This window comes from Verrucomicrobiales bacterium (assembly GCA_016793885.1).
Lineage (GTDB): Bacteria > Verrucomicrobiota > Verrucomicrobiia > Limisphaerales > UBA11320 > UBA11320.
In genome coordinates this window covers 60,979-87,070 of sequence record JAEUHE010000136.1, presented here as the reverse complement: position 1 = coordinate 87,070, position 26,092 = coordinate 60,979, and the positions used below count along the sequence as shown (strand labels likewise).

Sequence of the window (26,092 nt, the reverse complement as noted above, 5' to 3'; positions counted from 1 at the left end):
CCTCAAAGCCCAGGGTTGCGAGGAACGAGCTACCCTGGGAAAAGCCCATAGAATTCACAACCCCATGGTGGGTTGCGGTCCCTTTGGGCGTTTGGCCGATCCAGTCGCAACCCACGATGGGGTTGTCAGAAAACAACAACTCACCCAGGGTAGGCGCTCCTGCGTCGCGCCAACCCTGGGCTTTGAGGCGGAATCCCTTTGGGATTCTAACATTTGGTCGAGGAACTTGTGGGTAATGCTTAGATAATGCCACCGCTTCCGTCGCGAATTCACCACCATTCTCACCCACAGTTAATCACACCCGAAGCGAGGGCGACGTCACAAACCCGCTTGCCACGCTCCCGCTCGGTGGGCAACGTGGGGATCATGAAAATTCCCGCAGGCCTGATTCGGCGACTTCGCCAAGTCACGCGCGTTGTGGTCCTCACCGGGGCCGGGGTCTCGGCAGAGAGCGGAGTACCCACTTTCCGGGACGCACAAACCGGTCTCTGGTCGAAATACACTCCCGAGGAACTGGCGACGCCGCGGGCGTTTTTGCGAAACCCCCGGCTGGTTTGGGAGTGGTACGCCTGGCGTCGTCAACTCGTCGCGGATGCACTCCCGAACCCGGCCCACAAAGCACTCGCAGTCATGCAGTATCGATTCGCAGAATTTCAGCTCATCACCCAAAACGTCGACGGGCTCCATCAGCGAGCCGGAAGTGAGAACGTGATCGAACTGCACGGCAACATCCATCGCACGAAATGCTTTCAGGAGGGAACCCCGGTCGAGACCTGGGCTCACAGCGAGGAGGTGCCACCCAAATGCCCTCGGTGCGCCGGACCGTTACGGCCCGATGTGGTCTGGTTCGAAGAGGCTCTTCCCGAAGAAGCGATAACCCAGGCATCGAATGCCAGCCAAAACAGCGAGGCTTTTCTGTGCATCGGCACTTCCTCCGTGGTGTATCCGGCGGCCGCGTTGCCCATCCAGGCATTGAAGGCCGGAGCAACGGTCATCGAAATCAACCCGCAACCCACGCCGCTTACCGAACGAGCCCACTTCGTTTTGCCAGGGGCAGCAGGCGAGACATTGCCGCTGCTCCTCGAGTGTTTGGCTGGATGAGCAGAACCTCGGCAGTCACACCAAAAGCCCTGCAACTTGAGATTGAACTTCCGCTGGAAATAGGCTTCAGATAGGAGGTAATGGCGGCTGAAGCATTAGGAAGGCGGTGCCGTTGGGTGTGCTCGGCAATTCTTTGCCTGCGGCTCTTTGCGCCTTACGCTGCCCCTGGTCAAGCCCCCGTGGAGATTCTGGACCAAGCCTGGAAAGTAGCCTCCCTCCTTCCCGACTCCGGATTGGCCAAGAAGAACCTGTTCAACCTGGATTTCGTGCGAGACAAGTCCAGCCCCCGACATGGTACCGCCTGGATCGCAGCGTCGGATGGACTCTACGAATATGATGGCTACTCCTGGCGCCGCTACTCCAAGTCCAACGGCCTGCCGAGCGATTTCGTCCGCTGTGTTCGGATAGTACAGAACGGCCAGCTGTGGGTGGGAACCGACCGCGGTGCGGGCACCTTCGATGGACGAAACTTCGTGACTCACGGTTCAGAATCCGGTCTGGCCGGCCCCAATGTTCGGCGTATCGATCAGGATCCGGACGGCACCATTTGGTTTTGCAGTGACAGCTGGCCTAACGGGGAGGCGACGGGAGGCATCACCTCCTGGAAGGAGGGGCGCTGGCGGGCCTTCCATAAGCAGGACGGTCTCCCGAATCACTATGTCGTGGACCATCTCCGCGATTCACATGGCCGCCATTTTGCCGCGACCCTCTCCGGGTTGGCCGAACTGAAAGGGGACCGGTGGAGCGCGGCCTTCACGCCGCCGACCTCAGTCACGTTCCAATGGCGGAGCAGTTCGCTGGCGGAGTCGGCTCGTCACGGCGTGATGTACTCCGCCGGCCATGAGGTTTTTCTGTCCAGTGGTGCCGAGTGGCGCCAGATCACTTCGGACCACCTGCATCACAGCGGCATCTGCTCGACCTCCGATGGTGAGATCGTGACCAGTGGGATTGTCGAAGGAGGCCGGCACGCGTTTCTCGAATGGACCGCCGATGGCTGGAGGCGTCGGTCAGCCAGCTTCGTGGTTCCGATGGGCTATCACGAGGACGTTCAGGAGGCGCCGGACGGATCCCTGTGGTTACTGGGCTATGACTGCCTAGTGCGATGGCAACGTCGGGGCGCCGAATGGCAAGAATACGCCAACCTGTCCGAGCCGCTGTTCACCGACGGGCAAGGTGGACTCTGGTTTGGTCGCCTGCTGGACCGACAGCGAAACACCGCTCCCGTGCGGCATGTCGAAGGAACCTGGGAGCGTTCAGAACGCATTTATGATCAACTGATCTGTTCCAGGGATGGCAAAGTTTGGGGCTGGAACCGTGATGAGATCGTCTCCTGGGAAGACAGTCTCACCATTTCCAAAACTCTCCCCCGGCCGACCCTCGCCTCGATCCAGGCCGGGGCGTTGGATCGTCAAGGCGCTCTCTGGCTGGTCGGTGCAGCAAGTGACTCATCCCCAAGCGCGAGCCGCTTTGATGGCACCTCTTGGGTCACTCGAGCACTCACCGAACTTCCGGGGACTATCCTTCCCTCGCGCATCTGCGGCGCGGCGAACGGGGTATGGATCATCGCGGAAGGCTCGGCCGACTCGGAAGATTTCCAGCTCGCGCGACTCGAAATGAACTCTCTCCAGATCCGCCCCCTCGCACGGGCGGTGGTAAGTCGGTTTCGCTTCGGCATGCATTGCGATTCCGCCGGCTCGTTGTGGCTCTACGGTGACGCAGGGTTGTTCCGGCTTCGCAACGGTCCCGATGAACTCTTCGAGTCCGTTACCAACGTGCCGGCCCGGCATGTGTTCGGATGTCTGGAGCGGGGTTCCGAGCTCTGGTTCGGTTTCAGCGGAACGATGGGTGGGCAAAGCGGCCTCGCCCGACTGCAAGGCGAGACATGGACGCTCTATGCCGTCGATGCCCCATTGAATCTAAGTCTCGCGGCCGACGGGACCTTGATGGCGGGGGGCAAAGGAGTCCTGACCCTCGTGCCGCCGTCCCCGGAGCCGAACCCAATCACCATCGAGGTGCCCGGCGACACGGTGGCCAAGGGCGTGGCCAAGGCTCCCGATGGAAGCTATTGGCTCGGGGACGACACCAGAGTCCTACGGTTCAAGCCGGATCGCCTCCCCCCCCGGACGAGCATCCAGCTCAGCCAGACCAAGCTGCTGCGAGGCGACTCAATTCAGGTTACGGCCGTCGCTACCGAAAGATACCAGCCTCGGGAAAACCGACGGGATCATCTTTTTTCGTGGAAGATTGACGACGGGCAATGGTCTCCGTTCCGGGCGGGGCATACCTGGAAAATTGCCACTGCCGACCTCCGGGCCGGACCTCACCGCGTCGAGGTCAGGTCTCTGGACGCGGGAATGGATCTGGATCCGCAGCCGGCGGTCGCTGCGCTCCAGGTATTTCCCATCCCCATCCAAAGCCGCCGCTGGTTCTCACCCGCGCTGGTCGGGTCCCTGCTCCTGGTCACCCTGCTGGCCACGGTTGCCTGGAGAGCGAAAGCCCAACTCGCCCTGCACGCTCACCGCCTGGAGGCGGTGGTGCGAGAGCGGACCGCCGAATTGCAGGCGGATCTGGAGCAGCGCAAACGCATGGCCGAGGATCTGCGGATCACGGAGGAGAAGTTTTCAAAGGCCTTTCACTCCAGCCCGATCGCATTGGCAATCCGGCGCCTGGCCGATAACCGCTTCATCGAAGTAAACTCGGCCTGTGAGAAGCTGACTGGCTACCCGGCCCCTGAACTGCTGGGTCACAGCGCGGCCGAGCTGAAGCTTCAGGTGGTGACTACGGGGCCTCACGAGGCTCCAGCCGATTCCACAGCGGCGCGAGGGTATAAGGAAAAGGAAATTCAGCTGCGCACCCAGGCGGGGGAGGTCCGGTCCGTGTTGGAATCAGCGGAGATTATATCGGTCGGTGGGAACGCCTGCGCCCTGACCACGCTGATGGACGTCACCGAGCGGCGCCTGCTGGAAGAGCAACTGCGCCAATCCCAAAAACTCGAGGCCATCGGAACGCTCGCAGGTGGCATCGCCCATGATTTCAACAACATCCTCAGCGCGGTGGCCGGATACGCCGAACTCACCCGGCTGGAGCTGGGGGCGAATCACCCAGCGACCGACAACCTGGACCACATCAGCAAGGCAAGCAATCGCGCCAAAAGCCTGGTCCAGCAGCTGCTGAGCTTCAGCCGCCCTCAGCCCCAGGCGCGCCGCATCATCGCCTTGCAGTCGGTCATCGAGGAATCGGTCGGACTGCTCAGGGCCACGTTGCCGGCGGGCATCGAACTGGCCACCAGCATCCATGACAACGCTCCACCGGTTCTGGCGGACGCCAACCAGATCCATCAGGTTCTCCTCAATCTCTGCACCAATGCGACCCATGCCATCGAGTCCGGCGCTGGCAAGATCGAGATCAGCCTGCGCGGAATGCTGCTCGATTCGGAACAGATTTCCAAACTCCCCGGCCTGCAGGTCGGATGGTTCGCGTGTCTGGCAGTTACCGATTCAGGAACCGGAATGGATGCCACGCTGATTCCGCGCATCTTCGAACCGTTCTTCACAACGAAGGCGACCGGCCACGGGACCGGCCTGGGTCTCTCCGTAGTTCACGGTATCATGAAGAGTCACGACGGTGGCATTCTCGTGACGAGCAAGCCGGGGTTGGGCACGACCTTCCAACTGTTCTTTCCAAAGGCCCAGGGGTCCCCGGAAGGAATCCCCGCGGAGAATCGGATCGCGCCCCGAGGGGATGGCCAGCGCATCCTCTACCTCGACGACGAGGATGTGCTCGTCGACCTGGCCAAGAGGATCCTGGAACGGCTGGGGTATTCGGTCACGGGCTTCACCGACGCGACCCAGGCCATCGAGGCCTTTCGCCTTTCCGCGGAAGATTATGATGTAGTGGTCACCGACCTCAACATGCCTGGATTCTCCGGCCTGAAGGTGGCCGAACAAGTCCTCAAGATCAGGCCCGATGTTCCGGTGATTCTAAGCTCCGGCCACGTCACGGAGGAGATCCAGAGCGAGGCCCGCCGCATCGGAGTCATCCAAGTTCTCTACAAACCGAACACCATGGAGGAACTCGGCGCGTCGGTGCATCGGCTCATCAAGGAGATGAAGCCCCGATAACCCGCAGCGGCCAGAACTTGGGGACCAAGAACACCGACAGCAAAAAGATTGCGATCACCAGCGGAAAACCCACCCGGAAGAAATCTCCGAAACGGTAACGTCCGGGACCGTACACCAGCAAGCAAGCCGGCTCGAGAGGGGTCAGGAATGAGCAACTCGCCGCCAGGGCAATCATCACCGCGAAAGGGCGTGGGTTAAGCCCCAGTTGCGCGGCGGTTTGCACGGCAATAGGCAACACCACCGCGGCCGCCGCCTGATTGGACATGGGCTGAGTCAGCAGCGTGGTGATCGCGAAAAACCCAGCCAGCAGCCAGAGCGGATTCCAATGCTCCACGAATCCCGCCAGGAGCGAGGCCAAGGCTTTGGCGGTGCCGGTTTTTTCCATCGCCACACCCAGCCCCAGCATGCACGCGATCAGAATGATCGCCCGCCACTCGATCTCCCGATAGGCCGCTTCCGCAGTCACACACCGGGTGGCCAGCGTCAGGAATGCGCCCAGCAACACGGCCACCGGCAAGGTCATCACTCCCAGACTGCCCAGGACTAGAACAAACAGAAAAATTCCCCCGGCGCGCAGAGCCTTGGTGCGGTCCGGCCGGTCTTCGGACACTTCTCCCAGAATGCTGAGGGCACGGTCTTCCTCGAGGCTCACAAAGGCTGATTTGGCTCCCTGCAGCAGAAGCACGTCGCCCACCCGCAGGCCGATCCGGCTCAGCTTGGTCAGAAGATTTTTCCCATGACGATTCAACCCCAGCACCTGGAGGTTGTAGCGATCCCGGAATCGCACCGAGTTCAGGGTCCGGCCACTCAAGGATGAGCCGGGAATCACCAGAGCCTCAACCAGGGCCAAGTCGGCGCTTTTCACACTGGGATCCGCCAAGGTCACATCCGCCTTGATCTCGATGCCAGCAACGTCCTTGACCTTCAAAACCTCCTGCCGCGGTCCCTCCACCAAAAGCACGTCGAGAGACTGCAGGACCAGGTTGCTTCGCGGCTGGAGATACTGGTCCTTGCCCCGAAGCAGGCGGATCACCGTGAAATCGAGATCACGACCCAGACCCGATTCCCCGAGAGTGCGCCCAACGAGGGGTGAGTTCTCCAGGATCAGCACCTCCGTGAGATAGGAACGCATTCCAAATTGGTCGATCAGTCCTGGAGGTCCAGAACGGTCGGGGATGAGCCGACGCCCGAGGAGCATCATGTAAGTCAGCCCGAGCAGGACGATCGGAAGCCCAACGGGGGTAAGTTCAAACATCCCCAATGGAGCCAGTCCCGAGGTAACCATCAAGCCGCTCACCACGAGATTCGTCGAGGTGCTGATCAAAGTGACGGAGCTACTCAAAATGGAGGCGAAGGCCACGGGCAGCAGAAACTTCGACGGCGATTGCCCAGCCCGCGCCGCCAGCCCGACCACCACCGGAACGAAGAAGGCCGCCGTGGCCGTGTTGCTCACCAGCGCGCTCATTCCGGCAACGGTCATCATGATCACCCCCAAGAGCACCACCGGACCACCCCGCACCCGGCTGTGGATGGCCTGTCCCACCAACTGTACGGCACCCGTTTTGACCAGGGTTCCCGTTAGCAGCAGCAACCCAAAGGTCATGAGCACCGTATCGCTGCCAAACCCGGCGAAGGCATCCCGAGGGGTCAGCAGACCGGTGAAGATCAGGAGCAGCAACAGCCCCAGGGCCACGATGTCCGAAGAAACCCAGTCTCCCCAGAAAAAGACGAGAGAAACCAAGATCAGGCCCAGTAAAAGCAGCATTTCGTATGACATATCCATTCCCATCTCCCGACATCCATTTCTCTTCCTTCTCAAGGGAGCCTCCCAACAAAGACTACCCAGCACCAAAAGGCAAGCGACCCGCTGCGCGGTTCGACTTGGGCGGATGATCCCGGTCTGGCACGGGTGCCGCCCCTGTTCCCTCCGCAAGACACCGGCCAGCGTGGCAGGCCAAACTCCAAGGAAGTGGCGTCACCATCGACAACCCGTGGTCTCAGGTACAAACTGATTCCATGCGACCATCCGACAACACCCGGCTTGCTGCCGCTCATCTCAGTCCAAAGACTCCAGATGAGGTAGCCCCCGTGCAGGTGCTGGAGGTTTCCCAGGTTTCCAAATCCTATGCTGGTCGCCTAGTTCTCAACCGCGTTTCGATGTCACTCACGGCCGGACAACGCGTGGCCCTCATCGGCCCGTCCGGCAGTGGAAAAACCACCCTGCTGAATTGCTTGGGCGGGGTGGACAAGCCGGATTCTGGCTCGATCCACATTCGAGGCCAAAGCCTGTCGTCGCTGTCGAGCGACGAACTAGCGCACGTCAGACGCCACCATGTCGGCAGCATCTTCCAGTTTTTCCACCTCCTGCCCACACTGACCGCTTTCGAGAATGTGGAGTTTCCCCTGCAGCTGATCGGAGTTCCCACCGAGGAGCGTCGTTCCAGGGTGCAACGTCTGCTGGATCGAGTTAAGCTCTCGGCGCGCGCCGATGCCTTTCCCGGACAGTTGTCCGGGGGCGAGATGCAGCGGGTGGCGATCGCGAGGGCGCTCATCCATCAGCCCGCCTTGATCCTTGCCGACGAGCCGACCGGAAATCTCGATTCGGTGAATGGAGAGAACATCCTGGCCCTGCTCCGCGATCTGACCGACGAGACACAGACCGCGCTAGTATTGGTGACCCACAGCCTGGAGGCTGCAGCCATCTGCCAGCGAACCATCCAGCTCCGCGATGGAATCATCATCGCAGATACGCTCGGATGAGCAATCCATGAACCGAAGCTCCACTCCAGGTCTCATGGGGACCCTGCTGCGTCAGTTCGCCTGGCGCCATTGGCTTCAGGCGCCCAAACAATCCTTGCTCCTGGTTCTCGTCCTGGCTTTGGGCATTGCGGTTTTTTTCTCCATCCGCCTGGCCAATCGGGCGGCCCTGGCCAGTTTCCAAACGTTCACCGACTTGATCGTCCAAGAATGCGATTGGCTGATCCAAGCGCCGGCCGGAATGCTGCCCGAATCGGTTCTCCAGGAACTGAGATCCCGGCTGGGCCTCGCTCCCATCGTCCTGACACCGATCTTCGAAACCACTGCCGTGCGAGCGCAATCTCAGGAGGCGGCCTCGATCGGATCCCAAGAAACCTTGCAGCTGCTGGGGGTCGATCTGATCGGCATCCAGAATCTAGCGGCCAGCCGGATCCAAGATCGATCGTGGTTTGGCCAAACGGAGCCGGCGGGAGCGACCCAATCGGGCTCCACCAACTTCTGGCGGACCTTGAGGGACCCCCGGGCGATCTACATCAGCAAAGCCCTGGCAGAACGAGACCGACTTCGGATCGGAGACCCACTGCCGCTGGTGATCCATGAACGGGTTGTCACCCTTACCATCGCCGGCCTCATTCCCACCCATCCCCACGCTCCCCGTGCCCCCGCCCAGCTGCTGATCATGGACCTTCCGGCACTGCAAGCCTTGGTCGATCGCCGCGGAATGCTGAGCCGGATCGAGTTCCAGGTTCCCGAGGGGGACTCAGCCCCCCAACGACGGACTGCCTTGCAAGCTCAACTCCAGGAATGGTCCCAGGATCGTTGGCTAGTATCCTCTCCGGGCGAGCGTCGGGACAGCGCGGCCACCATGACCCGAGCCTTCCGCCTCAACCTCACGATTCTTTCCCTGATCGCCCTGATGGTCGGGCTCTACCTGATCTTCCAAGCGCTCGATGGGGCCGTCGTCCGACGACGGGAGGAGATTGGCATTCTGCGGTCTCTGGGGGTCGAGGAGGGACAAATCCAAAGGGTCTGGCTGCTGGAGGCAACGATGCTGGGGCTCGCGGGTGGACTGCTGGGTGGACTGCTGGGTTGGGCTGGCGCCCAACTCTCGGTCCGACTTGTGGGCCGCACGGTGAATGCCCTGTACTACACCACGAGCGTGGACCAGGCCACCATGGCCATCGGCGAGTGGTTGCTCGCGATCGGCTTGGCAGTGGGGACCAGCCTGTTGGCGGGCTGGATTCCGGCACGAAACGCCGCGCGAACCCCGCCCGCTCAAATCCTGGTCCGCCATCCGAAGTCCCCGTTGGGGATGACGTTCTGGCAGCGGGAGGGCCAGGGCACGGTATTCATGCTGTTGGGGTTCGCGCTCCTGCCGCTGCCGCCCGTCAACTTTGCGGGCGGTGTACGTTTTCCACTCGCAGGCTACTTCTCCGCATTGTGCTGGATCCTCGGGGGAGGGATTCTCGGTGGCGCAGCCTTGCGCGGGCTAGCCCGCCTCGGCCGACCTCTGGGCGCCCGATTCATCTCCTTGCGCCTCTGCGCAGGCCACTTGCTCCCCCCCTCCGGACGACACCGTCTGGCCACCGCGGGGCTGGTGTGCGCGATCGCCATGACCGCCGGGATGGGGATACTCGTCTCCAGCTTTGACACCACGATGAGAGGCTGGATCGAACGCACCTTCCAAGCCGACCTGTACGTTTCCAGCACCGCAGCGCAAAGCGCCACCACTCTCAGTCGCATCTCAGCAGAGTCTTGGAAGAAGATCGTGGCCCACCCGGGTGTTGCCGACGCGAATATCGTGCAGAGCTGCGAAGTTAGCCTGCCTGAGGGTCGGACCCTGCTGTCGGGAGCGGAACTCTCGGTCCTGCGAAGCCGCACCCAGCTTCCGTGGGTGGACGAACCTCTGTCGGAGGCCGTTTTTCGTTCACACGAAAACGAAGGCCTCGCGGTCGTCAGCGAGAGTTTTAGCGAACGCTTCAGAAAACGCCGGGGAGATCGGATCCCGCTTCCCACTCCCTCAGGAACTCGGGAACTGACCATCGCCGGCGTGTTCGCCGACTACGGCAACGAGCGAGGTTCCATCTTGATCGAACGCCAGCATTTCGCCCGTTGGTTCCACGAGGAACAGGCATCGGCACTGATGCTGTTCCTCAAAGCGGGATCCTCGCCGGAGGCGATGCGCTCGAAGTGGCAGCAGGAATTCCCGGGCCTCCGGTTCTTCAGCAACGCGCATTTGCGCTCCGAGATTCTCCGCATTTTTCAGCAAACGTTCGCCATCACCTACGCGCTGGAGATCATTGGAGTGCTGGTTGCGGTGGTGGGGCTTGGCTTAACCCTGGTCAGCCTGCTGCTCGAACGCAGGGGAGAGCTGAGCATTTTGCGGTCGGTCGGAATGACGCGACCACAAATCGCCCGGGCCACCGCCTGCGAGGGCCTGGCCTTAGCCGCGGGCGGAGTGGTCGCGGGCACAGCGGTGAGCCTGGCTTTGGGTTGGATGCTCATCCATGTGATCAACAAGCAGACGTTTGGCTGGACCTTGGTCATGGACGTGCCGTGGCTGCAGATCAGCGGCCTGGCGGCGGTCATCCTTGCCGTAGGAACCGCGGTTTCGTTCGCGGTCGGCCGCTGGGGAGCCACTCTCCCCAGCGATCGAGAGGAGTAGATATTCCCATGAGCAACAACCACCTCACCAACGCAGCAGCGCCGGCGGAATCCCGCTGGATCGGGAACTCGACCCTGGCCCTCGTGGCCTTGCTCACCACCAGTTCCAGCCTTCTGTCTCACGCCGCCGAACCGCCCCGTGTCGGGGTGACGGCCGAGGGATTCGCCATCCCGCAACCGGGCCGAAAATTCGAGTTTCCACGTGATCACGGGAGCCACCCGGAGTTCAAGATCGAGTGGTGGTACATCACCGGACATCTTCTCACCGAGTCTCAAGCCCGCTATGGTTTTCAGGCCACTTTCTTTCGAAGCGCGGGGCCACGGATCTCAGCTGATACAGCGTCGGCCGATGCTCAAAGGTCCGCCACTTTTGGGGTCAACGGTTTGTATCTCGCCCACATCGCCATCTCGGATGTGAATCAACAGCGTTTTCTATTCGAGGAACGACTCAATCGGGAAGGATGGGATGCGAGTGCCGAGCAGTCCACTCTCGCCGTGCGGAACGGCAACTGGTCGCTCACCCTGGACACCAACCAACCCACCGTCCTCTTGGTCCAAGGTACCATTCGGGACGAGGCGTCCTTTCTGCTCCAGCTGAGGCCTCAAAAGCCGTTGGTCGTTTTTGGAGAGGACGGAGTTTCACGGAAAGGAGCCGATCCTTCGGCCTCGAGCCATTACCTCACTTTTTCACGATTGGCGGCGTCCGGAACCCTGACTCTGAACGGCCGATCCCATACGGTGAAAGGACAGGCTTGGATGGATCACGAGATCAGCAGCAGCCAGCTCGATCAAGGCCAGGAGGGGTGGGACTGGGCTTCGATCCAGCTTAACGATGGGCGGGAAGTGATGGTCTATCGACTTCGCCTCCGAGGAGGCGCGACAGATCCGCACTCACAACTGGCTTGGGTCGACGATCAGGGGATGGTCAGTCGAGTCGACGCCAGTCGCTTTACCTGGAAGACGATTCGCCAGTGGAAGAGCCCTCAAACCGGAGGCCTCTACCCGGTTTCGATCCGCTTGGAAACCATCGATCCCGCCACGCATCAACTCCAAGTTTTTCTGTTGGAACCCGTCTTCGATCATCAAGAGTTGGACGGCCCGCTGGGGGGAATCCCCTATTGGGAAGGGGCCTGCCGCGTGCGCAATCCGAAGGGCGAGGACATCGGTTCAGCCTATCTCGAGCTGACCGGCTACGTCGGCAACCTGGCCGAACGATTCCGGTGAGGATCCGTCCACAGCGGGCTTAAACCCCCGCACCATTATTTTGCGGGGGCCTCGGCCAAGGCTTTCATAGTCTCCAGGCCTTTCTCGAATTGACCGCCCACCATCTTGTCCATGTTCATCACCAGGCACATGGCCTTCGCGACGAAATTATTCTGGCCCGTCATCGCCCAGGTCACGACCGTCTTGTCGCCCTGAGGTTGAAAGGTGAACTCGGTGAGACTGGTTCCGGCCATGGGTTTCAAGAAGTCGAGCCGGAGCAGAATCCGCTCACTGGGTTTGCTCTCCGTGATGGTCATGCTCCCCTCGCCGACCTCGTTGTTGCCGGACCAGCGGAATATCGCACCCACACCGGACGACGGCCCCTCAAAGGAATTCTTCGCCGCAGGATCAAGCTTGGCCCAAGGAGACCACGACTGCCATTGATGAAAATCGTTCACCAGCGGAAACACCCTTTCGGGCGGTGCCGAGACCTGGGCGGAACGAACGATCCGGAAATCGGAGGGTTGAAGAGCGACGATGATGATAAACACCACCAATAGGAGGCCCAGCGCAGCCAGGATCTTCTTGAGCATCGACATGGTCACTTTTTAAGACGAACGAAGGACCGATGCCAGGACAATCCTGGGGAAGAGTTCGGCCCACAGAACTCGCGGAGCACACGGAGTCGGAGGGGATTGAGAAGAACAGCACCGTCAGTCGGGCCGACCCCTCGCAAGTTCCTCTTCAGATCCGTGTGGTCCGCGTGTTCCGCGGGCAATACGTCCCCGCTCGGATTTCCGCCGGCCAGAACCTGGAAGGTTCTCAGAGTTCTGAAACCCAGCTGAGGTCAGGGTCCGGGGGCCATTGCCCCCCGCTCACTTCGTCATCGCGGGCCGCGGTCGGGGCTTATGGATGGCCAAGAGATCCGTCTGATGGCGCACGCCCGATTTCCGATCGGACTCGCTCTTGCGATCGAACACCGGACTGTTCATCCGATCGGAGGGAGTTCCTGACCGAATCTCTTGAGTCAGATCGGCCACCGTCTCGAGGATCCGGGTGGGTTGATAGACATAGTCTCCCACACACTCGAGCTGAGTGGAACCGCTAAGCACCAGGAAAGCCGACATTCCAGATTCCACAGCGCCCCGGATGTCGGTCTCCATCGTGTCTCCGATCATCACGACGTCCTCCAACTGGCTCAGCGCATTCTCGTTCAGTTTCCGTCGAGCGCGCTGAAACATGTAACCGTTGGGCTTGCCTAGATAGTAAGCACGCCTCCCGGAGCTGGTCTCCAGATAAGCCGCGGTTGCACCGGCTCCAGGACGGGTCTTCGTGGAAGAAATGGGGCACCAGTTGTCCGGGTTCGTCGCCAGAAGCCGCGCCCCGCGCTCGATGCATTCATGCGCCTTGCTCAAACGCTCCATGCTGGCCGAGCCCTCGCCCACGACCACATAGCTAGGGCTGATACCATCGCTCGCAATCTTTCGTTCGTGCAGAGCGGCAATCAAACCTCCCTCACCAATCACAAACGCGGTGCAGTTCGGATGTGTTTCACTGAGAAAGTCCGCCGTGTTCATGGCCGACGTGTAGAAATGACGCGGGGAAACCCCGTTAATGCCCAGCCGTTTGAGGCGAATCGCCAAGTCCTCCGGCGTCGGGGCGGAGTTGTTGGTCAGAAAGAGAAACGGAACTCCCGCCGAAAGCAAGGCCTCGACGAACTCCGCAGCTCCAGGAATAAGATGATTCTCCCGATAAATCACCCCATCCATATCAATCAAATATCCTGTCTTCATAAAGCAAACCGTCCCAACCCCAAAGCACTTACCCTGCCGTGGGCAAGGCGGCGATATCTGCCGCCGGGTCAGGAAGGGAAGACAGGAAGAGAAGACGCAGGACCACAATCACTTAACGACCGGATGAAGCTAACGCGTTGTTGTCCTTCGTGCGATCGATGCTAGAAATGCCGCCTTTCCAGGCAAGCAAAGGAGCAACCTGCGCAAATTCAGTCAGATAAAGTGGCCTTTTCAATCTCGGGTTCGTCCCCCAGCAACGATCGAACTCTCCCCAGAAACTCGTCCATCAGAAAAGGCTTGGCAAACACATGGGCGGCACCTGCCGTGCGTGCGATGGCCAGATACGGTTCTGGAGCCCATTCCCCGCCACCCGACATCGCGATGACGGGCAGCCCGGGATGCCGCTTCCTCAGCGCAAACGTCAGCTCGATACCTTCAGAGTCCGGCATGATGATGTCCGTGATCACCAGATCTACCGCCTGGTTCTCCAACTGACGCAACGCTTCATGGCCATTCCCAGCTTCGAAGACCTGGTAGCCCTCTCGATCCAGGGCGCGTCGCAGGGCAAGCCTCATGGAGTGGTCGTCGTCTACCAGGAGGATTCGAGATTTAGTCATGAGTGTACGGGTCCGGATGAATCAGCTCCAGCCGCCGAAATCGGTCATCCCGCTCACGCTGATTCATCCACCCATCCCATTATCGGCAGACAATGAGATCACTGGAATCATCCCCTCAAGGCTCCACCACCAGCCAGGTTGCAGATCGCGGAGCCAGGGTAACGGGGACGTGCGCCTTCGCCTGGCTGTCGAGCCGAACTCTCCGGACCGAGCCTGTTTCTGGGCGGATGCGGGCCGAGCGCTTCAAGCCGGTGTAATAAAGCGGCAGGGCCAGAGTCCGCGTCACGGGCTGGTTCAACGGATTGTAAACCATGGCCAACCCTCGTTCTCGTCCGGCCGAGCTGACGTGCAGCAGGCAATCGATGTCCCGGCCGTCCGGCCGTCGCACATGGATGACGTCGGAATCCAAGATCGCCCGATGCGCCTGGTAGAACGCCGTCCACTTCTGAACGACCGCACGGGTGCGGTCGGTGTCGAAGAGTCGCGGACCGCGGTAGCACGCGATCACGCCGCTGCCGAAATTCTGTGCGAGATGAGCTTCATAGGCGTCCAAATGCTGCTCCAAGGGCTCCAAAGTTGCCGCCGCTCCGCCACCGTGATACTCGGTCAACGGAAGCATCATCCAACCCATGCTGGGCGTTTTGTTCCAGGTGCCGTCATAAATGTTTTGGCGCCCAATCAGGATCTGGAGCTCGCGAGGCAAACTCCAATTCTCTTCCCGATACCCCATCGGATACTTGTTGCTTCCCTGAAAAAAATACCAATCCGGACTGTTGATGTAGAGGCCACGTTCCCGGCAGCCTCGATAAAACTGGGTTTGTCTCTCCCACTGCACCCAACGGGAGTCGGCTCGTCCTCGATGATACTTGTGTTCGGTGGAGGCGCACTCGTAGCCGTGATAGGGGCCGTCAGTCTCGATGATGTCCATCCCGGTCGCATCGATAAAGCGGAAGAGCTTCGCAAAATAGGCATCCGTATACTCGGATCCGAGACACAGGCTGCCGTCCGGTTTACCCGTCGCAGGGTCGATCGCGTCATGGCGCGGCCCCTTGGAGGCCGTCGTGCAAAAGAGGATGTAGCCGCCGATCTTGATGCCTCGGCTATGGGCGTAGTCAAAATCGGCCTTCAGCCGGGCGATGTAGGCGGGATCCTCGTTGTTCATGTCAAATCCGCTCCAGAAGGTGAGAATCACCATCTCAAAACCCACCGCCACACACTGGTCGACAGCACGCCGAATGGAGACCGAATCCGAGTTGCGCAGATGCATGAAGATGGGGTTCTCCGTCGCTTGGGGGGTCAGGACCCGATACATGCGTCGGAAGGCGAGACCGCTGCGCTCGCGATCCTCGTTCTCGAGCAGCAGCTCATGCACCCGAAACGATTCAAACTCCCCGCCGGAAAGGAGTCGAGCCGAGGGCCCGATTCCGTAGTCACAACTCAGCAGATACTCCTGGGAATGGGGGATGTAGCGAGCATCGCCAGGGTTGATCATGGCCAGCGTCGGCCAGGCGGGATCGCGCGTCCACCGCGGGCCGCCCGAGTGAAGCTGATCGCAGTCGATGAGCAGGCGAGCCCGCTGATCCGGTGCCACCGCCAGACTTTCCACCTCCAGCTGATCGATCGTCACAGAACCGGAACCTCCGTTGCGAATGCTCACCCACTTGGCAACCACGGGCAGGCCATCGTACATCTCGTAATGAACCACCACTCGCAGGCCAGCCACTTCGGCCGGGACCGCCGGTCCGCTCGGCGGCTCAAACTCCAATTCCAGATGAACACCGCGCGGCGGCCAGGCGGCGGGGGGTGCTCCAAACCGCGGGGTCCAGGGGAAACGGGCGGCAGGGGTTCCCACACGATGCTGTGAAAAGCGAAAGGCGTTGGAACGGGCAGTGAGCAGCGGGAGCCAGGAGGGATCCAAGTAGCTGTGGTCCTTCTGCCCCTGAAGACCGCCGATCTCCCATCTCGTTCCCCCGATCGTCAACACGGCCTCCGGCTGAACAGCGCGGACATATTCCCCGCCGGAGCTGAGGTTCTGCAGACTGATGGTGGCCAGGTTGGGTCCTGTCTTGAAGCTCCTTCGTGCCAAACCGTTCTCCAAATGCAATTCTCCAGCCGCTGTCCCGACCTGCAGCCGAGTTGGCTGGGCGACGGGAGTGACCAGCCAATCCGAAGGCAACCCGGCAGACGCCAGCCACCCACCGCCGAGGGAAAAAAACAGGAGCCAGCAACCGAGCCACGCCACCAACGCGGGCCCCTTTCCGATTCGAAACAACAAAGTGCCAAATGGATTCATTCGGCGGCCGGTATAGCCCAAGCGCCGCGGGGAAGCGAATGAATCGATTATTTTTCTTAATTTTCAGTCTGATTTGAAGACAATGAAGCCCATGTTCAAGCCCGCCTCAATTCTGTGCCTGGCGTTCGCGCTGGGACAACCCTTTCCGGGGATGGCTGCCGCGCCCCGGAACCCTGAGGAATCCCAGCGACATTGGGCCTTTGAACCGGTTCGGGAGATTACCCTTCCGCAACCTCGCACAACCCACTCGGCGTGGGTGCGCAATCCCGTAGACCTGTTCGTCCTCTCCCGATTGGAGAAGGAGGAAATGCGGCCGGCTCCCGAGGCGGATCGGCTGACCTGGCTTCGCCGAATCACCCTGGATCTGATTGGCTTGCCTCCTACCCCGGAGGAAATCGCCGCCTTTCTCGCCGACCCGACCTCAGAGGCCTATGGTCGCGTGGTCGACCGACTGCTCGATTCGCCGCGCTACGGAGAACGATGGGGCCAACATTGGCTGGATGTGGCCCGTTATGCGGATACCCATGGGTTCGAGGTGAACACCGAAAGGCCCAACGCCTGGCCCTACCGCGACTATGTCGTGCGCGCCTTCAACCGCGACACCCCTTACGACCACTTTATCCGCGAACAGCTCGTCGGCGACCTGCTGGGCCAGGATGCGGCCACGGGCTTCCTCGTAACCGCCTCGGTTTTGCTGCCCGGACAGATCGGTGCCGACGAACCTTCCAAACGCCTGGCCCGACAGGATTCACTGGATGAGATTGTCGTCAACGTCGGTCAAAGCTTCCTCGGACTTAGCATCAACTGCGCACGCTGCCACGACCACAAATTCGATCCGATCTCTCAACGGGATTACTATGCCTTGCAGGCCTTGGTGGCGGGAGTGGAATATGGTGAACGCGAGCTGCGTTCTCCGGAAACGGAGGCCCTCCGCCAAGAAGAATCCCGCTTACGCCGGCAAACCACCCAAATAGACAGCCGCCTGTCCCGCTTTGTGCCCCTGGCCCAACTGACTCCGAACACCAATCCTCCTCCGCAAGCAAAGCTGAACGAGGAGGCATTCCCCGCACTGGCTGCCAAGTTCATACGATTCACCATCCACGACGCCAACCTCCATCCGACTCTCGGCCTCATCGAGCCCTGTCTGGACGAGGTCGAAATCTTCGGCGAGGAGGCCCCGGCGCGAAACCTGGCGCTGGCCACCACCGGGACTCGAGTGTCGGCTTCCAGTAGCAAATCCTCCGACCTCCACCGGCTCGAACACATCAACGACGGTCGCTATGGCAACGCCCGCAGCTGGATGTCAGACGAAGCGGGGCGGGGCTGGGTTCTGTTCGAACTGCCAGCGGCGGCCCGCATCAGCCGGATCCGCTGGAGCCGAGATCGCGAAGGGATGTTCACCGACCGGCTGCCCACGGCCTACACGCTGGAGGCCGGGCCTTCGCTGGACCAGATGACACGGCTGGCGTATGTTCCGCCGCCGAGACCGTCCGTCAACGCGCGCGCTAACACCGATCGGTTCAAGCCCACCCAAGCCCACCGCGTTCGCTTCACCGTTCGTGAGACCAACCAGCTGGAGCCGTGTCTGGATGAACTCGAAGTCTTTGATCTAAACGGCGCCAACGTGGGACTGGCGAGCGCTGGCGCCATCCCGACCGCCTCCGGCAGCACGGTAGTGGCCGATCGACATGAGCTGAAACACATCAACGATGGCCAATACGGCAATGCCCGCAGCTGGATGTCGAATGCCAAGGGAACCGGCTGGATTGAACTGGAACTAAAAGGGGCTCCGGTCGTGGACCGCGTGATCTGGGGACGCGACCGCGACGGGGAGTTTTCGGATCGGCTGGCAACTCAGTACACCATCGAGATCGACGATGGCACAGGCCAGTGGCGCACCGTGGCCAATTCCAGTGATCGAGCCCCGATCGGCAGCGGCTCCTCCGCGTCGCCCGCCATCTCGCTGGCAGGGCTCAGCGCCGCCGATGCGATGGAGGCCACGAGGTTGATGCAAGAACGCAAGGCGTTGGAGCGTCAGATCAAGGCTTCGACGGAGGGTCGAATGGCTTATGCCGGCAGCTTCCGTCCGCCCGATGACATCCGCCTGCTCAGTCGGGGGGATCCGGAGCAGCCCAAGGAACCGGTTCAGCCCGGAGTTCTGCCCGTGCTGGGCGCCACTCAGCTGACTCCAACCGCGAGCGACACCGAGCGACGCCGGGCCCTGGCGGACTGGATTGCAAGCCCTCAGAACCCATTGACGGCAAGGGTGATGATCAACCGCATCTGGCAGGGCCATTTCGGGGTCGGCCTCGTGGAGACCCCCAGCGACTTCGGCAGAAGCGGTGCGAAGCCATCGCATCCGGAGCTCCTGGATTGGCTGGCCTCCGAGTTCATTCGCAGCGGCTGGTCCATGAAACAGATGCATCGACTGATCACACTTTCCGCCACCTACCGACAATCGAACCGGATCGATCCGAACGCACAGGCACGCGATGCGGATGTCAAGCTGCTGTGGCGCTATCCGTCGCGGCGCCTGGAGGCGGAAACCATCCGGGACGCCATGCTGGCGGTGAGCGGCCGATTGAACGTGAAGATGTATGGCCGCGGATTCGATCTCTTCGACAAACGGGGCGGCCTTAGCGGATTTCAGCCGGTCGAGTCCTACAGCGGAGAGGGGCTTCGCCGGATGATCTACGCTCACAAGGTGCGGCGCGAGCGCGAGGCTGTGTTCGGGTCGTTCGATTGTCCCGACGCCGGCCAGAGCACCGCCCGACGTCGAGAGTCCACCACGCCGATCCAGGCGCTGAACCTGCTCAACAGCCGGTTCACCCACGATGAGTCCGAAGCCATGGCCGCTCGGATTCGGCGCGAGGGGGACCTGCAGCCTGCCAGCCAAATCCGCCGAGCCTATCGGCTGGCGCTAGGACGTGAACCCGCCCGGGAGGAGATCGATGAATTGGAGCCGGCCGTTCGCGAGCATGGCCTGGCCACCCTGTGCCGAGCTCTCTTCAACAGCAACGAGTTTCTTTTTCTACCATGAACCCGAACGCCGAACATCTCTCCCCGGCCGGACGACGCCTCCTGGATCGTCGGAGCTTCCTGTCCCAGAGCGCGACCGCCATGGGGTCGTTCGCCCTGAGCCATCTGCTGAGCAGCGACGGGCTGCTGGCGGCAGGCCACGCACCGGTCATCGACCACGCGCGGCCGTTCGCACCCCGCCCAACGCACTACCCGGCACGGGCTCAGAATGTGGTGATGATCTTCTGCGCCGGAGCCGTAAGCCAGCTCGAGACCTGGGACTATAAACCAGAGCTGATTCGCATGGACGGCAAGCCCCTGGAGGGAGGCCCCGCCGTCACGTTCCAGGGGCCAGCGGGAAATCTGGCACGCCCGCAGTACGAGTTCCGTCGACGGGGGCAAACCGGCAAGTGGGTCAGCGACTTGATCCCGCACCTGGCCGAGTTGACCGACGACATCGCCTTCGTTCATTCACTCACCAGCAAGAGCAATACCCATGGTCCGGCGGAGAATTTCCTGTCGTCCGGATCGGTGCTCGATGGATTTCCCAGCATCGGCGCCTGGATGGGCTACGCTCTGGGCAGCGAGAACCAGGACCTGCCGGCCTACGTGGCCATCCCCGACCCGCGCGGCGTGCCACAGGCAGGCTCCAACAATTGGGGCTCGGGCTTCTTGCCGGCAGTGTTCCAGGGAACTCCCATGAGTGCCAAGGAGCCCGTGCGCCACCTGAGGCCGCCCTCTGAAGTCAGCCCAGCGGCCGACAGCACCGTCCGCTCCATGCTCCAAAAACTGAATGCCCGGCACCTGGAGCGCAACCCGGGGGATGGCAAGCTAGCCGCGCGCATCGCGAGCTACGAGTTGGCGGCACGCATGCAGCTCAGCGTTCCGGAGATCAACAACCTGGGCACTGAACCGGCGCATATCCTGGAACTGTACGGAGCCAATGATACCAAGAACCCGCTCAAGGCCGCGTTCGCACGAAACTGCATCCTGGCGCGTCGGCTCATTGAACGCGGCGTTCGCTTTGTCCAGGTGTTCAACGGGGCCTACGCCAGCGGTGGAGAGCTCAACTGGGACGGGCATAACAAGCTTAAGGAACAATACGACCGCCACGCGCAGATTATGGACCAACCCGCGGCGGCGCTCATCCGGGATCTGCGTCAACGGGGATTGCTCGAGAACACCCTGGTCGTCTGGTGCACCGAGTTCGGACGCATGCCCATGTTTCAAAAGGGTGCTCAAGGCCGGGATCACAATCCGGACGGATTCACCTGCTGGCTCACCGGGGCCGGAGTGCGGCCCGGGGTCAGCCATGGAGTCACCGACGATTTGGGCCGGAGGGCCGTCGCCGACATCCACCCTCTCTATGACTTCAATGCCACCATCCTGCACCTCCTCGGACTGAACCACGAGCGGCTCACCTACGAACACAACGGGGTGCAAAGGCGGCTCACCAATGTCGAAGGCGATCTCATCCGCGAGATGCTGACGTGATATATCGGCGCCACCCTCCATAGGGAGTGATTTCACGGCAGCCCTCGCATAACCAGGGTTCGGCCAGGACTCCAAGCACCTCCGTGTGGTCGCACAGCTGCACCTTCCCAATGCACAGCCCGGCCGGCTCACCGAGCAGCACCGCCGCCAGGCCAGGACGCGGAATGGACCAGACCTCCAGTTCGATCGCCGCACCTCCCTGAGCAACCCGCAGCATGCCTGGATGGCGATCGTGAATCGACCAAAGACGATAGCAGGAGGCGGTCGCGTTCTCCTGAACAAAGGTTCCACCCACCGCCAGCAGATTGGGGTTCAACTCCAACCCCCGCATGAGCGTCCCGTTGACCGCGAGCAGCACCGGCTCAGAGGCGGAACTCACGGAGTCCCCCCTTCCGTCCCAAGAAATCGAACCGGTTTTTCATAGATGGCCAGGACAATGCAGCCGTTCTCACTCAGGACACTATGGCTGGTCCCCGGCGGATTGATGATCAGCATTCCAGTCTCGGACTTGCTGTTCTCATCCACCTGCGAACCGGACAGCACAAGTATGTGCTCGAAACCCATATGCTCATGAAGGGGAACCCTCCCCCCGGGGCGGAAGCGCAGGAGGGCTGCGGTGGGCCCGCTCACCCCATCCCCATACAACCGATAGATCTCCACCCCAGGTTGGAAAGGCTTCCAGGGAAGCTTGTGCTGCCAGCCCGAGACCTGAAGCAGATCGCTGAGCTTGACCACCTCTGGTGAATCGTCGCGCATGATGAAAGTCTGAACGTCGCAGGGAGCCGAAACGCGCCAGGCTGACTTAAGCCGAGGCGCCGTGGCCAGAGGGCTCATGAATGGTCGTGGCCGGGCTAGGAACGACCGCGGAAAACTTCGCGCACGCCAGGAAAATCACGGTCATCGCCGCATAACTGACGGCCACCACCGGCGATTGCCCAAGCCCAATCCGCTCCCCGTGCATGAAGCCGAAATAGGTGAGAATGGCTCCCGCCAGGGCGAACCCGGCCGCCTTCTTGAAGTCACGATCGATGATGAACGCGGCAATCGCCCCGAGAATCAGCCCGCCCAGGATGGAGCCACCGCCTAGGACCTGCAAGCCATGATACAAGACCCCCTCGTTCTTCATTTTCCCGACGAGTGCCTCCAGCTGCTCAGGCCCGAGGGCGGGAACGATGGTCCCAGCGGCAGCGAGAGCCCCGTTGATCAGCGTCATGGCCCAGGCAGCCATATGCGGAACGAGTGAAAGAACCACCGCAGGCGCATGGCTGCGCGGGGTCTCCTGAAAAGCCTGCGAGCCGATCAACATCGCGATATAGAGCAGAATCGGCAGGATGGCGACCGCGGGGATGAGCGCCAGCATGACGGAAATCGTGCCGAACCAGCACAGCAGAATCACCATGATTCCGGTGGCCGCGGAGTAACCAATGCGCCCCCCCATGGCCTTCCACCCGGGATGTCCAATATAGACGGCGTTAATAAACGGATTTCCCATCATGCATCCAACCAGGCTGACCACTCCGTCTGCCGTCAGCACACGGGTCGTCGGAAAGCTGTCGCCAGCAACCGCCGCGCTCTCGACATTGTCGATGGCCTCCACCAGATCGTAGATGCCAAAGGGGATGGCCGTAACCAGGATCACACCCAAAAATTCAAAACCCGAAAAGACGTGGCCGAAGACCGGCATCGGAACATGAAAACCAAAGCTGGTCACCGAGTCCGCCAAACCCTTCAAACTCAGTCCGCCATAGTTAAGCCCCAGTGCCGTGGAACCCCAGGCAATCGCCGTTCCCACAGCGATGGCGATGAGCCCCGCCGGGATGCCCCGAAACTTTACCCCGCCAAACCAACTGAGCAGGATGATCGCGAAGCACGTAAGGCCGATGACCGGGGTGAGAAACATCTCCAACGCCGGCCGCATCGAGATGAACGTGACGGAGACGCCCGCCAAGGTCCCAAGCAGCGCTGCTCGCGGCGTAATCTTTCGAATCCAAGGCCCCAGAAACCCTCCAATCATAAGCACAAAACTTTGGATAAACACCCAGGTGAGCCCGGCCTCCCAGCCCTTGACCGGGTCACCCGTCTTCAAGGTGATCGGAAGCATGATGACAAAGGTCACCACAAACATGTGCGGCACGCTGATACCCGATGGCAGGGCGCACACGTCGTCACGTCCCGTGGTCTTCGCCAGCCGGTAGGCCAGCCAAGCGTAATACACCGTCGACAGGAAAAGCATCAGCCCCGTCGCGGGCAGGATTCGGCCGAACACCAGCTCATCCGGCATCTTCAGCACGAAGCGCAGCAGGGCCGTGAGCGTCAGCAGGTTCACCAGGATGTTGGTGCCAAATCCGAAAAAGGCGTTCCAATCGCCGGGCACCCAGAGTTTAGGTTTGGTAGCGTTCATAGTTTGGTGGCAGGTGAGGTTGTTGAGAGTTGGGGTTGGGGAGCGGAGGCCGAATCGCCCGGTTGATCAGGGCAAGGCCGCCAAAATTTTGTCCGAGTGGGTTACCCATCCGAAGATGCCCCCCTGGGCCTTGATCATCCGCAATCCGGCGGCTTGAAACTCCGGAAAATAGGAACCCACGCAATCCTCCGGGACCAGACACTCATAGCCCCGGTCGTTCGCCTCGCGAACGGTGGTGTTGACGCACACCTCGGTCGTCACGCCCGTGACGATCAGCTGCCGGATCCCCCGATGGTGAAGCAGTGAACCAAGATCAGTCGCGTAAAAGGCACCCTTCCCGGGCTTGTCGATCACCGGCTCGTCAGGGAGGGGATAGAGTTCGGGGATGATGTCGTGGCCCGCCTCCCCTCGAACCAGGATCCTTCCCATCGGCCCCGTATCGCCGATGCAGGTCATGGACCGCCCACGAACCCGCTTCGAAGGCGCCAGATCACTGAGGTCCGGACGATGCCCCTCCCGCGTGTGAATCACCATCCAGCCGCAGCGACGCCAAACCGAGAGCAACCGGCGGTTGGGCTCGATCGTGCGCCGCAGTTGCGAGACATCGTTGCCCAGCATCTCCCCAAAGCCGCCCGGCTCCAGAAAGTCTCGCTGCATATCGATGATCAGGAGGGCACACGTGTGTGGAGAAAACTCGAAGGAGTAGGGCTCTGCTTCGATTTGAATGGGTCTGGTGGTGCTCATTACTCTTAAGAACGGGAAGCGACCTCGGACGGGCAGCCGATGGCACGGATCAAGGCGGATGAATCCGCCACCGCGCCAAATACCCCCCCCTGCATCTTCACCATATGCAATGCCGCCAAATGATTTCCGCGATCCGTGGCGCCCGTCCCGTCAGAGAGAATCAGGCACTCGTAGCCGCGATCGTTCGCCTCGCGCATGGTGGTATGCACACAGACGTCAGTGGTGATTCCAGCCAGCACGAGATTTCGAATCCGATTGCGCGTCAACAGCAGGTCAAGGTCCGTGGCATAGAAAGATCCCTTGCCCGGTTTGTCGATGATCGGCTCCCCAGGCAGCGGGGCCAGCTCAGGTATCAGCTCCCACCCGGGCTCGCCTCGCACCAGAATCTTCCCGCACGGACCCGCATCACCGATTCCGGCGCCGATGCGTCGGCTCCGCCACCGCTTGTTCTCCGGGAGGTCGGAGAGGTCGGGCCGATGCCCTTCGCGGGTATGGATCACCTGGTACCCCAGAGGCCGGACCGCGGCCAGAACTCTTCGGATTGGCTCGATGGGTGCGCGGGTTAGGGAGAGATCATAACCCATACGGTCGACATATCCTCCCGAGCCGCAGAAGTCCGTCTGCATATCGATCACAATGATCGCGGTATTCTCCGGCCGAAGATCGCCATCGTACGGCCAAGGGTAAGGATCCGACTCAACGAAACGCTGGTTCATACCATCCAGTCTTGAGTTCAAAAGAACGCGGTGAGTCCGGCGTAGAACTGCACGGTTTCCTTCACTTCCTGGCCCGGCGCGTTGAACTGCTGCATGCCGCTCAGGTTGTCATCCACCAGGTTCATGTAACGAAACCCAGCGTGGAAACTCCAGTTTCCGAAGCCAGGCTTGACGAAATTCAGAGGTATGGTCCCTTTCACCCCCGTCTCGAAGAGGCCCACCAAGGAGCTGTCATCATAATACTCGCCGTAGAAGTCGCCGCTCGGGAGCAACACTCGGCAGGGAAGCTCGAGTTTGAGGCCGCCCAGGCTTTTGAAGGTGTAGCCGGGAGTGATCCCCACTTCAAAATAGTGGCTGGAATCCGGCGCCGGGCCCGGATTCTTTCCTAGCGGATCCACCACGTACGGAACCTGGGCCGCAGTGGCCTTGCCGTTGAGCTCCTGCCAGTAGAGAAAATAAGGATGCAGCGCAAAGGCGTGGAGATAAGGGGTGTCGTCATAACTCAACTTGGTCTCCAGGTGATGAGATGTGCCGATGTCGAGGATCTGCATGTTGAACGCCGTGTAGGTCACATCCAACTTGAATCCCTTGCCAAAGGCCGTGGAGATTCCGGCGATCGGATCGATCTCCACCCAGCTCGTCTTGGGCTTGCTGCCAAAGGGAGCGTGAATCGATACGGGATCGCTCGCGAAGTCATTCCACACCCCGCCCACCAAGGTCACATCTTTAACAAAGGTGTCGCCCTGATATACGTTCATCAACCCCAGCATGAGCCACTGGAAGGTGAGCCCGTCGTTGTGAACGATCATTCCCCGAGGGGTCAGGTACTTGTCGGAAAACTCAAAATTGGACAGGGCATGAAACCGGGATGGCGGCGGAGCTACGGCGGGCTCCTCAGCTCGAGCCGAACTCAGGGCGGCCGCACTCAAGGCCGCAGAGGTAAGCAGAGCCAGGCGCGTTGCAGCCCACGGGGCGTCCAGGATCCTGGGCGCAAGCGCGGATGAAGGTTCAATAGGCTGTTTCACAGATCGAAGATGGAGAGTCGAGGATTGTCGGTTGCTCATACCGCTCTCCTAGCGACTGGCATGCCAACCAGGAAACATGGCGGTATTCCCCCATTTTCAGGCCCTCCAGTCGCTCCGAGAGCCCGTCGCCCTCCGGCCGTCCTGT

At 61.1% G+C, this 26,092-nt stretch carries 18 protein-coding genes; 7 read left to right on the top strand and 11 right to left on the bottom strand.

Translation table 11 applies throughout. The annotated features are described in order from the left end of the window. The first annotated feature begins 366 nt into the window (after positions 1 to 366). Together JNN07_15290 and JNN07_15285 are read left to right on the top strand one after the other, a co-directional pair. Entirely contained in the window at positions 367 to 1,101 is a 735-nt protein-coding gene (locus tag JNN07_15290; protein ID MBL9169103.1) for an NAD-dependent deacylase, read from the top strand. A 116-nt stretch (positions 1,102 to 1,217) separates the two neighbouring features. Continuing rightward, positions 1,218 to 5,222: a response regulator gene (locus tag JNN07_15285; protein MBL9169102.1), complete on the top strand. Its 4,005-nt coding sequence runs from the start codon at positions 1,218 to 1,220 to the stop codon at positions 5,220 to 5,222. Here the strand turns inward: JNN07_15285 and JNN07_15280 are convergent. Beyond that, positions 5,200 to 6,987 carry an SLC13 family permease gene (locus tag JNN07_15280; GenBank protein ID MBL9169101.1) on the bottom strand — a complete coding sequence of 596 codons (1,788 nt, stop codon included), beginning with the start codon at positions 6,985 to 6,987 and terminating at the stop codon, positions 5,200 to 5,202. The genes JNN07_15285 and JNN07_15280 overlap by 23 nt on opposite strands. A gap of 251 nt (positions 6,988 to 7,238) precedes the next feature. On the opposite strand from JNN07_15280, the gene JNN07_15275 reads away from it, so the two are divergent. Genes JNN07_15275 through JNN07_15265 form a run of 3 tightly spaced genes read left to right on the top strand, consistent with a single transcriptional unit; the run spans position 7,239 to position 11,867 of the window. Then, a complete protein-coding gene (locus tag JNN07_15275; protein ID MBL9169100.1) occupies positions 7,239 to 7,982 on the top strand; it encodes an ABC transporter ATP-binding protein in 744 nt (247 codons plus the stop codon). Between the two features lie 7 nt (positions 7,983 to 7,989). After that, positions 7,990 to 10,644 (top strand): FtsX-like permease family protein, encoded by a 2,655-nt coding sequence (locus JNN07_15270; GenBank protein MBL9169099.1) that lies wholly within the window; start codon positions 7,990 to 7,992, stop codon positions 10,642 to 10,644. 8 nt (positions 10,645 to 10,652) lie between these two features. Beyond that, on the top strand, positions 10,653 to 11,867 hold the full coding sequence (locus JNN07_15265) for a hypothetical protein (protein ID MBL9169098.1): 1,215 nt from the start codon (positions 10,653 to 10,655) through the stop codon (positions 11,865 to 11,867). A 35-nt stretch (positions 11,868 to 11,902) separates the two neighbouring features. On the opposite strand, the gene JNN07_15260 is transcribed toward JNN07_15265, so the two are convergent. From JNN07_15260 to JNN07_15245, 4 genes are all read right to left on the bottom strand, one after another. Then, entirely contained in the window at positions 11,903 to 12,439 is a 537-nt protein-coding gene (locus JNN07_15260) for an SRPBCC family protein (protein ID MBL9169097.1), read from the bottom strand. 282 nt (positions 12,440 to 12,721) lie between these two features. Next, entirely contained in the window at positions 12,722 to 13,639 is a 918-nt protein-coding gene (locus JNN07_15255; protein ID MBL9169096.1) for an HAD-IIA family hydrolase, read from the bottom strand. Positions 13,640 to 13,848: 209 nt separating this feature from the next. Further along, positions 13,849 to 14,256: a response regulator gene (locus JNN07_15250; GenBank protein ID MBL9169095.1), complete on the bottom strand. Its 408-nt coding sequence runs from the start codon at positions 14,254 to 14,256 to the stop codon at positions 13,849 to 13,851. 115 nt (positions 14,257 to 14,371) lie between these two features. Further along, positions 14,372 to 16,549: a hypothetical protein gene (locus tag JNN07_15245; GenBank protein ID MBL9169094.1), complete on the bottom strand. Its 2,178-nt coding sequence runs from the start codon at positions 16,547 to 16,549 to the stop codon at positions 14,372 to 14,374. Positions 16,550 to 16,631: 82 nt separating this feature from the next. On the opposite strand from JNN07_15245, the gene JNN07_15240 reads away from it, so the two are divergent. Further along, complete coding sequence (locus JNN07_15240; protein MBL9169093.1) at positions 16,632 to 19,589, top strand: DUF1553 domain-containing protein; 2,958 nt, start codon at positions 16,632 to 16,634, stop codon at positions 19,587 to 19,589. Further along, a complete protein-coding gene (locus JNN07_15235) occupies positions 19,586 to 21,061 on the top strand; it encodes a DUF1501 domain-containing protein (GenBank protein ID MBL9169092.1) in 1,476 nt (491 codons plus the stop codon). Before JNN07_15240 ends, JNN07_15235 begins: the two co-directional genes overlap by 4 nt. Here JNN07_15235 and JNN07_15230 read toward each other — a convergent pair. The 6 genes from JNN07_15230 to JNN07_15205 all read right to left on the bottom strand — a co-directional run bounded on the left by JNN07_15230 (position 21,039) and on the right by JNN07_15205 (position 25,947). After that, positions 21,039 to 21,440 carry a hypothetical protein gene (locus JNN07_15230; protein MBL9169091.1) on the bottom strand — a complete coding sequence of 134 codons (402 nt, stop codon included), beginning with the start codon at positions 21,438 to 21,440 and terminating at the stop codon, positions 21,039 to 21,041. The genes JNN07_15235 and JNN07_15230 overlap by 23 nt on opposite strands. Beyond that, complete coding sequence (locus JNN07_15225; GenBank protein MBL9169090.1) at positions 21,437 to 21,895, bottom strand: cupin domain-containing protein; 459 nt, start codon at positions 21,893 to 21,895, stop codon at positions 21,437 to 21,439. Before JNN07_15225 ends, JNN07_15230 begins: the two co-directional genes overlap by 4 nt. Next, complete coding sequence (locus JNN07_15220; GenBank protein ID MBL9169089.1) at positions 21,864 to 23,462, bottom strand: regulator; 1,599 nt, start codon at positions 23,460 to 23,462, stop codon at positions 21,864 to 21,866. The genes JNN07_15225 and JNN07_15220 overlap by 32 nt, the downstream gene beginning before the upstream one ends. Before the next feature lie 66 nt (positions 23,463 to 23,528). Next, on the bottom strand, positions 23,529 to 24,206 hold the full coding sequence (locus JNN07_15215) for a cysteine hydrolase (protein ID MBL9169088.1): 678 nt from the start codon (positions 24,204 to 24,206) through the stop codon (positions 23,529 to 23,531). Between the two features lie 5 nt (positions 24,207 to 24,211). Continuing rightward, positions 24,212 to 24,922: a cysteine hydrolase gene (locus tag JNN07_15210; GenBank protein ID MBL9169087.1), complete on the bottom strand. Its 711-nt coding sequence runs from the start codon at positions 24,920 to 24,922 to the stop codon at positions 24,212 to 24,214. A 17-nt stretch (positions 24,923 to 24,939) separates the two neighbouring features. Then, entirely contained in the window at positions 24,940 to 25,947 is a 1,008-nt protein-coding gene (locus JNN07_15205) for a hypothetical protein (GenBank protein MBL9169086.1), read from the bottom strand. Positions 25,948 to 26,092 lie beyond the last annotated feature (145 nt).

What these genes read in the sequence shown, in the direction of transcription:
- JNN07_15210 (MBL9169087.1), bottom strand. Translation starts at nt 24,922, where the DNA reads ATGAACCAGCGTTTCGTTGAGTCGGATCCTTACCCTTGGCCGTACGAT.
- JNN07_15275 (MBL9169100.1), top strand. Translation starts at nt 7,239, where the DNA reads ATGCGACCATCCGACAACACCCGGCTTGCTGCCGCTCATCTCAGTCCA.
- JNN07_15260 (MBL9169097.1), bottom strand. Translation starts at nt 12,439, where the DNA reads ATGCTCAAGAAGATCCTGGCTGCGCTGGGCCTCCTATTGGTGGTGTTT.
- JNN07_15250 (MBL9169095.1), bottom strand. Translation starts at nt 14,256, where the DNA reads ATGACTAAATCTCGAATCCTCCTGGTAGACGACGACCACTCCATGAGG.
- JNN07_15245 (MBL9169094.1), bottom strand. Translation starts at nt 16,549, where the DNA reads ATGAATCCATTTGGCACTTTGTTGTTTCGAATCGGAAAGGGGCCCGCG.
- JNN07_15255 (MBL9169096.1), bottom strand. Translation starts at nt 13,639, where the DNA reads ATGAAGACAGGATATTTGATTGATATGGATGGGGTGATTTATCGGGAG.
- JNN07_15215 (MBL9169088.1), bottom strand. Translation starts at nt 24,206, where the DNA reads ATGAGCACCACCAGACCCATTCAAATCGAAGCAGAGCCCTACTCCTTC.
- JNN07_15270 (MBL9169099.1), top strand. Translation starts at nt 7,990, where the DNA reads ATGAACCGAAGCTCCACTCCAGGTCTCATGGGGACCCTGCTGCGTCAG.
- JNN07_15290 (MBL9169103.1), top strand. Translation starts at nt 367, where the DNA reads ATGAAAATTCCCGCAGGCCTGATTCGGCGACTTCGCCAAGTCACGCGC.
- JNN07_15220 (MBL9169089.1), bottom strand. Translation starts at nt 23,462, where the DNA reads ATGAACGCTACCAAACCTAAACTCTGGGTGCCCGGCGATTGGAACGCC.
- JNN07_15280 (MBL9169101.1), bottom strand. Translation starts at nt 6,987, where the DNA reads ATGCTGCTTTTACTGGGCCTGATCTTGGTTTCTCTCGTCTTTTTCTGG.
- JNN07_15235 (MBL9169092.1), top strand. Translation starts at nt 19,586, where the DNA reads ATGAACCCGAACGCCGAACATCTCTCCCCGGCCGGACGACGCCTCCTG.
- JNN07_15225 (MBL9169090.1), bottom strand. Translation starts at nt 21,895, where the DNA reads ATGAGCCCTCTGGCCACGGCGCCTCGGCTTAAGTCAGCCTGGCGCGTT.
- JNN07_15265 (MBL9169098.1), top strand. Translation starts at nt 10,653, where the DNA reads ATGAGCAACAACCACCTCACCAACGCAGCAGCGCCGGCGGAATCCCGC.
- JNN07_15240 (MBL9169093.1), top strand. Translation starts at nt 16,632, where the DNA reads ATGAAGCCCATGTTCAAGCCCGCCTCAATTCTGTGCCTGGCGTTCGCG.